Source organism: Chitinophaga sp., from assembly GCF_035564935.1.
Taxonomy (GTDB): Bacteria; Bacteroidota; Bacteroidia; order Chitinophagales; family Chitinophagaceae; genus Chitinophaga.
The window spans coordinates 1-11293 of sequence record NZ_DATMTE010000721.1; the positions used below are offsets into that span (position 1 = coordinate 1).

Consider the following 11293-nt stretch of genomic DNA (forward strand, 5'->3'; position numbering starts at 1 on the left):
ATAGGCAAAAGTTGTATCCGGTTCAGCAAAACAGCAGTGATCCCATATGAACTGGCGGGCGAGCTGGCAGGAAAGATTACACCGGCAGCGTGGATTAAGCAGTATGAGAAAGAAGTGAAGAGATAGACCGGTTCAGTTATATATTTCATTGCTACCTGTAATTCCATGTTATGACAAAAAACAGTTTTTCCATCCAGGGAAAAGGCGCCGAGCAACACACCTTCGATGCCATTGTGATCGGCTCCGGTATCAGCGGGGGATGGGCCGCCAAAGAGTTGTGCGACCAGGGATTAAGAACATTGGTACTGGAACGCGGCCGCAATGTGGAGCATGTAAAGGATTATCCAACCGCTACGAAAGCACCGTGGGAGTTCAGGCACCGCGGGCAAATGACAAAAGATTTTTTACAGGAGAACCCATTGATCTCGAAGGCGGCAGGATTTGGAGAAGATACCGCGCATTTTTTTATCAAAGACAAAGATCATCCTTATATACAGGAAAAACCGTTCGATTGGATCCGGGGATACCAGGTAGGTGGGAAGTCGCTCACATGGGGCCGTGCCTGCCAGCGTTGGAGCGGGTTTGAATTTACAGCCCCGGAGCGTTATGGTTACGGCCCCGGATGGCCCATTAACTATGAAACAATAGCCCCGTGGTATTCGCATGTGGAAAAGTTTATCGGGGTATGCGGCACCCGCGATGGAATTGAAGCCATGCCGGACGGCGAGTTTCTTCCCCCGTTCGATCTGAACTGCGCAGAAGCCGCGATACAGCAAAAGATCCGGGCAAATTACAAAGACCGCCACCTGGTGCATGCACGTTGGGCGCATCTTACCGCACCGCAGGAAATACATTTTCAGCAAGGCAGGGTTAAATGCCAGGCCAGGAATTTATGTATGCGGGGATGCCCTTTTGGCGGATATTTCAGTTCGGTTTCTTCTACACTGCCCTGGGCAATGAAAACAGGCAGGCTTACCGTGCGACCTTTTTCAGTAGTACACTCCATCATTTACGACGAACAAAAAGGTAAAGCTATCGGTGTGCGTGTAATTGATGCAAATACAAAACAAACCACCGATTTTTTTGCACGTATCATTTTTGTGAACGCATCTGCACTGAACAGCAACCTGGTGTTGCTAAATTCTACCAGCCGGCGTTTCCCCAACGGCCTGGGCAACGACAACGGGCTGCTGGGAAAGTATGTGGCGTTCCACAACTACCGGGCGTCTGTAAGCGCTGAGATGGAAGGAATGGAAGACAAGTACTACTACGGCCGTAATCCTACAGAGCCCATCATTGCCAATTACCGCAACCTGCACCGGCAAGACACTGATTACGTGGGTGGGTTTACCACGTTTATGGGCGCACACCGCATACGCGGAAACACCGGAATGGAAACAGCTGCCATTGGCGCCGCTTATAAAGACGCACTGACCGAACCCGGCGCATGGCATACTTATATGTACATGCAGGGAGAAACGATCCAGAAGGAAACCAACCATGTGCGGTTAAGTACTGATCAGAAAGATCAATGGGGCATTCCTCTGCTGGTAATGTCTGTTGATTATGACGACAATGATGAGAAAATGATCCGCGACTTCCTCACACAAAGCGCAGAGATGCTGGACCGTGCAGGCTGTAAAAATATTCAGCAGCATGATAACCGGCAGGCGCCGGGCCTTGATATCCATGAAATGGGCGGTTGCCGCATGGGCAGGGATAGCCGCACTTCGTTGCTGAATGAGTGGAACCAGCTCCATCATTGCCGCAATGTATTTGTTACAGATGGCGCCGCAATGGCAAGCACCGGTAATCAAAGTCCCTCGCTTTTATACATGGCGCTCACGGCAAGGGCTGCCGGTTATGCAGTGAGTGAAATGAAGAAGGGAAATCTGTAACAGCATTTTTAATTGAGCATTTGTCAGAATTTATAGTTAAATTGATAAGAAAAAAAAGATGGTTATTACCTCCTCAAAATTACTCCCATCTATTAACGAAATTGCAGAGACACTAAAACAAAGATTCTCCGGCAGGTATGCATACAACCTGTTTGATTTTGGTAATAAACAAAGTGTTTTCGTGGAGAAATCAACTTTCGTAGCCATCCAGGTAACAAGAGAAGATAATGGAATTGTTATAGAGCAGATGTTTAAACCATCATTGCTCACCGTAATTTGTTTTTTCCTGGATCTTATTGTTGCAGGCGGATGCAGTATATTGTACAGGTTTGCGCCGTTTTATCCGGAACAGAAAAAACTGGAACAGGAAATAAGTACATTTTTAGAACAGGAATATAAATAGTCTGAATTTCTTTCTCCTTTCTTCCCCATAAAAATTCAATCAGTTTTTATTCATCAGGCTATCATTTTGCTTTACTGTGCTATTGCCAGGAAGTTAGGATGATAGCCTGAATTGGTTTAATTTTTTCCGCCCATCTTCTTTTTGTTTTGTTTTTCCGGAATTAGATATTATCTTAAGGCTGTTCCGTTTTTCCACATAAACTTACCAGACGTTATGAAAACTTGGTTGCTGCTACTTTTTTCCATTGTCATTGGCTCTTTTTTGCAATCGAATGCACAATCGCTTCCGGCGATAGGGATCTGTACCTCTTTTTCGAACGACAGTCTCGCTGCCGCCACAGGGTTTACCTACCTGGAGGAAACGGTGCGCAAGATCCTGTCGCCCTCACTGAGCGAAGCCCAGTTCAGGGAACAACTGCATGCCATCCGCGGCAGCAAATGTAAGATCCGGAGCTGCAATGTATTTATCCCGGGAACAATGAAAATAGTAGGCAGCGAGGTGAACGAAACAAAGGTATTGGGCTATGTGGACTCTGTAATGCAGCGCGCAAAAATTGCCGGTGTGAAACTCATTGTGTTGGGTAGCGGTGAAGCGAGGAAGATACCCGACGGAGCAGACCGCGAAAAATGTAAACAACAGTTCATCGCCTTATGCCGTAAAATGGCAGTGGTGGCGGCAAAATACAATATCGTCATCGCCATGGAAAACCTTAATTCCACGGAAACCAATTTCGTGAACACATTGGCGGAAGGGAATGAAATTGTTACAAAGATCGGCCATCCCAACTTCCGGCTCACCGCAGATATATATCATATGCTGAAAGAGCAGGAATCCCCTGCCAGTATTGAAAATGCCAAGGGGGTACTGGTACATTGCCATATTGCGGAAAGAGAGAAGCGCACGGCTCCCGGTGTTGCGGGAGACGATTTCCGGCCTTATTTCGCCGCCCTGCATAAAATTGGGTATACCGGTCATATTATGATGGAATGCCGCTGGGAAGACCCTGCTACGCAATACAAACCGGCTTTCGATTACCTGGAAGGACAACTGAAAGAAGCTTACGCCAAATAAACAACACACTATAAAAACACTTTTATATGTCTGAATCAAAAAAAACAAGACGGGAATTTCTGCAACAGTCGCTACTGGCAGGAGCCGGTGTCACTATCAGTGCAATGGGAATACCCGCCAGCAGCTATGCCCGCATTATGGGCGCCAACGACCGTGTAAACGTTGGGTTGGTAGGATTTTCTGATCGTGCGCGCCAGGCGCTGCTGCCATCTTTCTTTAATAACAACAAGGAACTGAACTTCGACCTGGTTGCGGTATCCGACATATGGAACCGCCGCAGGGACGAAGGAAAGGCTTTCCTGCAGCAGAAAACGGGGCATAACGTGCAGGCCTGTATGAATAATGATGAGCTGTATAATATCAAAGGACTGGACGCGGTGTTCATTGCCTCCCCCGACTTTGCGCATGCTTATCATACTATTGAAGCGGTAAAGAACAAGTGCGATGTATACAGCGAAAAGCCTTTCGCGGAAACAATGGAAGAAGCCCGCAATGCACTCAAGGCGGTGAAAGATTCCGGCCGCATTATGCAGGTGGGCACGCAGCGCCGCAGCGGCTCCAGTTACCATGCTGCCGCTAACTTTATCCAGCAGGGAAAATTTGGCCCTATTACCATGGTGGAGATGACCTGGAACGTGAATCAACCCGGCCGTTGGCGCCGCCCGGACCTGGTGAAGTCCATCAGGGAATCTGATACAGACTGGAAACGCTTCCTTGCCGGTCGCCCGCAGGATAGCTGGGACCCGCGTAAATACCTTGAATACCGCCTCTTCTGGCCTTATTCTTCCGGTATCTTCGGCCAGTGGATGACCCACCAGATAGATACGGTACACTGGTTCAGCGGTCTGAAACACCCGCGCAGCGCCGTAGCCAACGGGGGCATCTATATGTGGAAAGATGGCCGTAAGAATCCGGATACCCTCACCGCAGTATTCGACTACGGTCCGGAGAATGATCCTTCCAGCGGCTTCCAGGTAATGTACAGCAGCCGTTTCCATAATTCCGCCGGCGGTACCAAGGAGATCTATTATTCCAATGGTGGCACCATCGATATGTCTACCAACAAAATAAGTTCTACCGGTGGCCTCACAGAAAGAGAAGCCCAGGAAATGGGCATGCATGCCAACCTGTTGCCCAACCAAACGCTCAGCAACGAAGCGGCTGCAACCACCAGCGCAAACACCGGCGGTGATCCGCTCACCAATGCGCATGTACGCAACTGGATGACATGTGTGCGTGAACGTAAGCAGCCCAATGCACCCATTGAAGCAGCCTACTCACATTCCATTGCACTCATTATGGGTAATGCAGCCTACCGCACAGGTATGAAATCTACCTTTGACGAAGCCACCCAGGAAGTAATGGTGGGAGGTAAGGTGTTCAAGATGTAATGTTTGTCGCCTTCGGCGACGCGGATTTTGTCTGACTCAGGATTAAACTGATTACACTGATTACCCTGATTTGATTACTTTGGATTTAAAATGATTTGAGGAGATTTAAGCGAATACTTTCGCTTAAATCTCCTCAAATCATTTTAATCACCTATAAAATCCTAAAAAATCAAATCAGGGTAATCAGTTTAATCATTTTAATCCTGAGTCAGACAAAATCCGCAACAATCGCCGAAGGCGATCCTCTACACCATTTCGCCTTTGTTCAGGCGGAGGAACTTATCAACACAGGCGGGCAGTTCATCTTCGTAGTGGGTAACAAAGATGAGGGTTACCGGCATATGTTCGCAAAGTTGTTCAATTACTTTTTTGAAATGTATCTTTTGTTGGGCGTCCAGTCCCTGACAGGGTTCATCAAAGATCAGCAGCGGCGGATTTTTAACGAGGGCCCGGGCCAGCAGGGTAAGGCGCTGTGCGCTTTCGGGTACTTGTTTGAAAGGTGTTTTTTCATGTGTGGCAATATTCAAAACGCTCATCCAGTCGCGCGCTACCTGTTGTTGTTCAGCGGTAGCCGGCCGGGTGCTGCCAATTACATCAGAGAAGCCGGAGCAAACCACCTGCAGGCAGTTGTCGCGGGAGGTAAAGTATTGGTGCAGTTCCGGCGATACGAAGCCTATTTTTTTCTTGATATCCCAAATGCTTTCGCCGCTGCCGCGTTTCCGGTCGAACAGCCAGAGCTTATTGGCATATGCCTGGGGATTGTCGCCGTTCACGAGGCTTAGCAGGGTGGATTTCCCGGCGCCGTTGGGGCCGAGCAATGCCCATTTATCGTTGGGCTTTACCGTCCAGTTGATGCCGTTCAGAATAGTGTTTTCACCGTATTTAATGTGAATGTCTTCCATGCGCACAATGGTATCGAACTGCTTGTTGGGGCTGTTTTGTACCAATGCGGCAATTTTCCCTGCTTCCATTTCGGGAAGTGATATTTCTGCTACAGCGGGCAACGGCAGCTTCATAAATTCGCTGCGGGTATACTTGCCGGTTATAGCGCCGTTTTCCAGTGTAAGCACATGTGTGATATGTTCCGGTATTTCGCCGGGAGCGGTGGACAGTATTACGGTAGCGCCGCCGGTAATGATTTCATTGATCATGGCGCTGAAATCTTTCCTGGCCTGCACATCCAGCCCGATGTAGGGATTATCCAGCATGAGCAGTTGCGGTTGCTGAATGAGGGCGCGGGCAATCATCACCCGGCGTGTTTCGCCGTTAGATAATTTAATGAGCCGTTTTTCCATCAGCGGTGCAATACGCAGCGGCTGAAGCAATGCAGGAACTTCGGTTAGTTCCAGGTATTCCATTACGGTGGGTGAATTATCAGCATCCATGCTGTTGAAGCGCTGCTGATAATAAAAATCAGTGGTAGTGTTGGAAAGGTTGCGGAAGGTATGATGATGACCTACCAGGGCTACCAGGTTGCGGTAATTGAACCAGGGATCTGTGATGGTATGTTGCCGGCACCATTCATCGTAGAAGTGGTAGTGGATACTCCCGTTGATAATGTTAAACTTACCGAGAATGGTATTCAGCAGGGCAGTTTTACCGGAACCACTTGGACCTGTAACGGCCCATTGTTCGCCTTTATTGATCTGCCAGGTGAGGGTATTGAATAATGTTTTGTCGAGATACCTCACTGTAATATGTTCCAGTGAGAGGAACGGTGTTTGCTGTTCTGTCATAATTTGAACGATTGGGCTCAGTATTCATCTGTCGGATATAAAATTAACCCGATTATTGAAAGCTTCCAGTAAATTTATGGCAAAGTTTGAGGGTATGATCTGGAATACGAAATCATTTGATGAGTTAACAACCGCGGAACTCTATGCTATCCTGCATTTGCGTAACGAGGTATTTGTAGTGGAGCAGCAATGTCCTTACCAGGACCTGGATTATTCAGATCAGAAAGGGCTGCATCTGATGGGAACGGATGAGGAAGGCCGGCTGTTGGCATATACCCGTATTTTCGCCCCGGGAATCAAGTTTGAAGAAGCATCTATCGGAAGGGTGGTTACTTCCCCGCAGGCCCGTGGAAAGGGAGCCGGCAGGCTGCTGATGGAGCATTCCATTGCGGTGCTCCAGGCACATTATGGGATAATTCCTATCAGGATAGGTGCACAGCAATACCTGCAGCAGTTCTATACCTCGCTGGGATTTGAGCAAACCAGTGATACTTATATGGAAGATGGGATTCCTCACATCGAGATGCTGAGGCCATGATATAATGTTCGGGGAGATATAGACAAACCGCCTGCTTATATCTCCCAAAAAAATTACCGCTTAGGTATTTTTTTCTTTTTCACCTCTTTATCAGGCGCGTGTTCTTTTATCCGGTAAAAAGGAATAGCGTATGAAATAGTGTACTGTACATCAAAAACAGATTTCTTGGAACCGGAGCCAAACCCGGGAATGACCAGGGGCGACATGTTATCTGTTTTTACATTGTTGACAAGGATGCGTTCCCGGATGTTCCAGCCCATGAAAAGATTTTTCAGTACTTCTACCTTTAGTCCTACCAGTAACTCCACCCAATGGGCATTTACCGCAGTTTTGGGTATGCTCCCACTGAGGTTATCGCCCCAGTAAGTATTTTTGATAGAATAAGTGGGAACGGAATAGTTAAAATGAGAAAATCCATAACGGAAGCCTGCATAGAACATATTCTTCTCGGTCACATATTGTCTTTTCAGGAAATTATAATCAACGCCCAGGGTTACAAACATACCGTTTCCTTTATAGGTATAATTCGTATCGCTGTAGGGGGTATTGGCATATCCGCCTTCAAAGGCAGCATAAAGGTTGCCGTTAATGCGGGCATCTGCCACCACCGTTACTTCTTTCCGATAGGGATAATAGATGGCAGATGGTATCCGGCTAAGATCCACTCCTATCCGCACTAAGCCAGGAATATACCAGGAGCTGTCTTTATGTAGCGCCACTGCTGTTTTTGCCGTATCGGCCAGTGCTTTGCGGGCAGTATCTGTTTTAACAGCTTTATGCAAGGTATCCGTTTTTACGGCTGCCGGCTTGTTTTGTGCCGTGGAAGCAACGCTGAGCAGGATACTAGTTAAAAAAGAAATACAAAGTAAGATGCGTGTCATTACTGCTAGTTACGGACTTATTATTAATTGCAACAGAATCGATGGTATGCATGGTGGTGATAACGGTATCTATGTTAAAGTAGGTACCAAAACCACATCCGGGCGATATAAAGTGCTGTTGCCGTGTATACCTGATCTTTAAGGTGTCGGGTACAAAGCTGGAATCCACTTTCAGGTAAAAGAGGCTGCTGTCTGCAATCGGCGACAGCTGGAAGAAGAGGTCGCCCAGCGGCTGGCTCTTATAAATGGTATCCCTGCCAAAGGCGTATGCGGTTACCTTGGGCATAACGGTATCTGCCAACCTGTTATTGAGTTTACGCATTAAATGCGTATGGTAATCATTCCGCAGCGTTTGATCGCATACCTTCGTTTCATTTTCGCAGGCGATGATGCCTGCGAAAATGAAACAGGTCAGTAATATCTGGTAGATGCTTTTCATGGCTTGTTTACAGTTGGCAAGATATTAAATTCCCAGCTCCTTTTTGAGGAATCTGGCGGTATGACTGTCCTTGCAGGTACTTACCTGTTCCGGGGTACCGGTGCAGAGGATGGTTCCCCCGCCTCCGCCGCCTTCGGGGCCCAGGTCTACAATGTGGTCGGCCATTTTAATAACATCCAGGTTATGTTCTATAACCAGTACTGTATTGCCCCTGTCTACCAGTTTATACAGTACTTTCAGCAGCAGTTGTATATCCTGGAAATGTAGTCCCGTGGTTGGTTCATCGAGGATATAAATGGTTTTGCCTGTGTCTTTCTTGGAAAGTTCGGTGGCCAGTTTTACCCGCTGCGCTTCGCCCCCGGAGAGGGTTACGGCAGATTGCCCGAGGGTAATGTATCCCAGTCCCACATCCTGCAGGGTTTTTATTTTCCGGTAGATCCATGGTACCGGTTGGAAAAACTCCACGGCTTCATCTACGGTCATATCCAGTACATCCGAAATAGATTTGCCTTTATAGCGTATTTCCAGTGTTTCGCGGTTATAACGGCGACCGTTACATTTTTCGCAATGCACGTATACATCCGGAAGGAAGTTCATTTCAATAACGCGCATACCGCCGCCTTCACAAACGTCGCAACGGCCGGTTTTTACATTAAAGGAAAAGCGGCCGGCATTATAACCCCTGATCTTTGCTTCCGGTACGGATGCAAAAAGGGTTCTGATGTCGGTAAAAAAACCGCAATAGGTAGCCGGGTTACTGCGTGGGGTACGGCCTATGGGCGACTGGTCAATTTCAATCACCTTATCTATGAACTCCAGTCCTTTGATGCTTTTGTACGGCATCGGAACCATTTTGGAGTCGTACGCATGTTTGGAAAGAATGGGATACAGGGTTTCGTTGATCAGCGTAGATTTACCGCTGCCGGAAACGCCGGTGATACAGATGAAAGTGCCCAGGGGCAGTTTCAGGTTCACATTCTTCAGGTTGTTGCCGGAAGCGCCTTTCAGCTCCAGGAAATTACCATTGCCTTTCCTGCGCTGGGCGGGTATTTCAGGAGATGTTTTGCCATTCAGATACCCAGCCGTAGGCGTATTGAGTTTCAGGATTTGTTTGGGAGTGCCTTGTGCAATGATCTGACCGCCATGTACGCCTGCACCCGGACCAATATCCACCAGGTGATCGGCATGCAGCATGATGTCTTTATCGTGCTCCACTACAATTACGGTATTACCCATTTCCTTCAGGTTGCGCAGGGCATCTATCAGCTGCATATTGTCGCGCTGATGCAGGCCAATACTAGGTTCATCGAGGATATAGGTGATGCCCATGAGCTGCGATCCTATCTGGGTGGCAAGGCGGATACGCTGTGATTCGCCGCCGCTGAGGGTCCTGGTGGCCCGGTTCAGGGTAAGATAGTTGAGCCCAACGTTCAGCAGGAACCCAAGCCGCTCGCGGATTTCCTTCAGGATATCTTTAGCGATAGCGTTTTGTTTTTTCTCCAGGCGACTTTCGATATTTCCAAACCAGGCCAGGAGCTTATCCAGGTCCATGTTACCGAGTTCGGAAATATTTTTTTCATCGATCTTAAAGAACAGGCTTTCCTTTTTGAGGCGGGCGCCGTTGCATTCAGGGCAGGTGCTTAGTTTCATGAAGCCTTCTGCCCAGCTGCGTACATGATCGGAAGAGGTATCGTTGAAATAGCGGCGAACCATATTCACAACGCCTTCGTATTCTGTAGCGTATTCGGTACCGCCGTTATTTTCCCCAAATTCCATGTCTACTTCCAGTTTACCGTTTTCATCGCCAAACAACAATACGTTGAGGGCTTTTTGTGGTATGTTGGAAATAGGGGCTGTTAAGGAAAATTTATACTTTTTGGCGAGTTGCTGTACCTGTTTAAAAGTAAAGGTATCGCGGGCCTCGCCCAGTGGTTTCAGGCCGCCATCGGTGATGGATACGTTGTAATCAGGGATTACTTCGTCCATATCTATCTGGTAAATGGTGCCCAGTCCTTTACAGCGGGGGCAGGCGCCGTAGGGCGAGTTAAAGGAGAAGGTGTTCGGGCTGGGCTCTTCATAGGAAAGGCCGGTATCTTCACACATCAGCTGTTTACTGTACTGGCTCACTTTATTGGTATCGTGATCCATAATAAACAGCAGTCCTTTTCCCATGGTGAGCGCTTTCTGCACGCTCTGGCTGATCCGGGTACGGGCGTCTTCCTGTACCTGGATGCGGTCTATTACCAGTTCTATATCGTGGATCTTGTAGCGATCCACCTGCATCCTTTCTTTCAGGTCTTCTATTTCCCCGTCGATCCGCACTTTGAGATAACCTTGTTTGCGTACCTGTTCAAACAGTTCCCGGTAATGGCCTTTTCGTCCGCGTATGAGGGGGGCGAGGATAACCAGTTTTTTATTTTTATAGTGTTTGAAAAGATGCGCCAGTATTTCCTCTTCGGAGAAGCGGGTCATTGGTTTGTTGGTATTGTAGGAGTAGGCGGTTCCGGCGCGTGCATAGAGCAGGCGGAGGAAATCGTATATCTCCGTGATAGTGCCAACAGTAGACCGGGGATTTTTATTCGTTGTTTTCTGTTCTATAGAAATAACGGGGGAAAGCCCGGTGATCTTATCTACATCGGGCCTTTCCATATCGCCGATAAACTGGCGGGCATAAGCGGAAAAGCTTTCCATGTAACGGCGTTGTCCTTCTGCATAAATGGTATCAAATGCCAGTGATGATTTCCCACTGCCACTGATGCCGGTAATTACTACCAGTTCGTTTTTGGGCAACTGCAGATCCAGGTTTTTCAGGTTATGCTCCCGGGCGCCAAAGATGGCTATTTGTTCATCTGCCGGGGCTTGCGCTACGGAAGTCTCGGGTACATTCTCTTTTTTCTTTGCCATAATATTAAACTACTAAGCTACGGCATAATTGC

The 11293-nt window shown here is 47.9% G+C and carries 9 protein-coding genes; 5 read left to right on the top strand and 4 right to left on the bottom strand.

Going from position 1 to position 11293, the window contains the following annotated elements:
- Positions 1 to 170: 170 nt before the first annotated feature.
- The 4 genes from VN105_RS18570 (at position 171) to VN105_RS18585 (ending at position 4763) form a co-directional block, all read left to right on the top strand.
- Positions 171 to 1898 carry a GMC family oxidoreductase gene (locus VN105_RS18570; RefSeq protein ID WP_325643025.1) on the top strand — a complete coding sequence of 576 codons (1728 nt, stop codon included), beginning with the start codon at positions 171 to 173 and terminating at the stop codon, positions 1896 to 1898.
- Between the two features lie 58 nt (positions 1899 to 1956).
- Entirely contained in the window at positions 1957 to 2301 is a 345-nt protein-coding gene (locus VN105_RS18575) for a hypothetical protein (RefSeq protein WP_325643026.1), read from the top strand.
- 213 nt (positions 2302 to 2514) lie between these two features.
- Positions 2515 to 3372 (top strand): sugar phosphate isomerase/epimerase family protein, encoded by an 858-nt coding sequence (locus tag VN105_RS18580; protein ID WP_325643027.1) that lies wholly within the window; start codon positions 2515 to 2517, stop codon positions 3370 to 3372.
- Positions 3373 to 3398: 26 nt separating this feature from the next.
- Entirely contained in the window at positions 3399 to 4763 is a 1365-nt protein-coding gene (locus tag VN105_RS18585; protein WP_325643028.1) for a Gfo/Idh/MocA family oxidoreductase, read from the top strand.
- Between the two features lie 245 nt (positions 4764 to 5008).
- Here the strand turns inward: VN105_RS18585 and VN105_RS18590 are convergent, their stop codons facing one another.
- Positions 5009 to 6499, bottom strand: a complete 1491-nt coding sequence (locus VN105_RS18590; protein ID WP_325643029.1) for an ATP-binding cassette domain-containing protein — start codon at positions 6497 to 6499, stop codon at positions 5009 to 5011.
- 76 nt (positions 6500 to 6575) lie between these two features.
- Here VN105_RS18590 and VN105_RS18595 point away from each other — a divergent pair, with 76 nt between their 5' ends.
- The gene (locus tag VN105_RS18595; RefSeq protein ID WP_325643030.1) at positions 6576 to 7037 is read left to right on the top strand and encodes a GNAT family N-acetyltransferase; all 462 of its coding nucleotides are present in this window, start codon (positions 6576 to 6578) and stop codon (positions 7035 to 7037) included.
- A 53-nt stretch (positions 7038 to 7090) separates the two neighbouring features.
- On the opposite strand, the gene VN105_RS18600 is transcribed toward VN105_RS18595, so the two are convergent.
- From VN105_RS18600 to uvrA, 3 genes are read right to left on the bottom strand one after another with little or no spacing between them, the layout of a single operon-like run.
- Positions 7091 to 7918, bottom strand: a complete 828-nt coding sequence (locus VN105_RS18600; RefSeq protein ID WP_325643031.1) for a DUF6048 family protein — start codon at positions 7916 to 7918, stop codon at positions 7091 to 7093.
- A complete protein-coding gene (locus VN105_RS18605) occupies positions 7881 to 8357 on the bottom strand; it encodes a DUF6452 family protein (RefSeq protein WP_325643032.1) in 477 nt (158 codons plus the stop codon). The genes VN105_RS18600 and VN105_RS18605 overlap by 38 nt, the downstream gene beginning before the upstream one ends.
- A gap of 24 nt (positions 8358 to 8381) precedes the next feature.
- The gene (gene uvrA, locus VN105_RS18610) at positions 8382 to 11261 is read right to left on the bottom strand and encodes an excinuclease ABC subunit UvrA (protein ID WP_325643033.1); all 2880 of its coding nucleotides are present in this window, start codon (positions 11259 to 11261) and stop codon (positions 8382 to 8384) included.
- Positions 11262 to 11293: the final 32 nt, after the last annotated feature.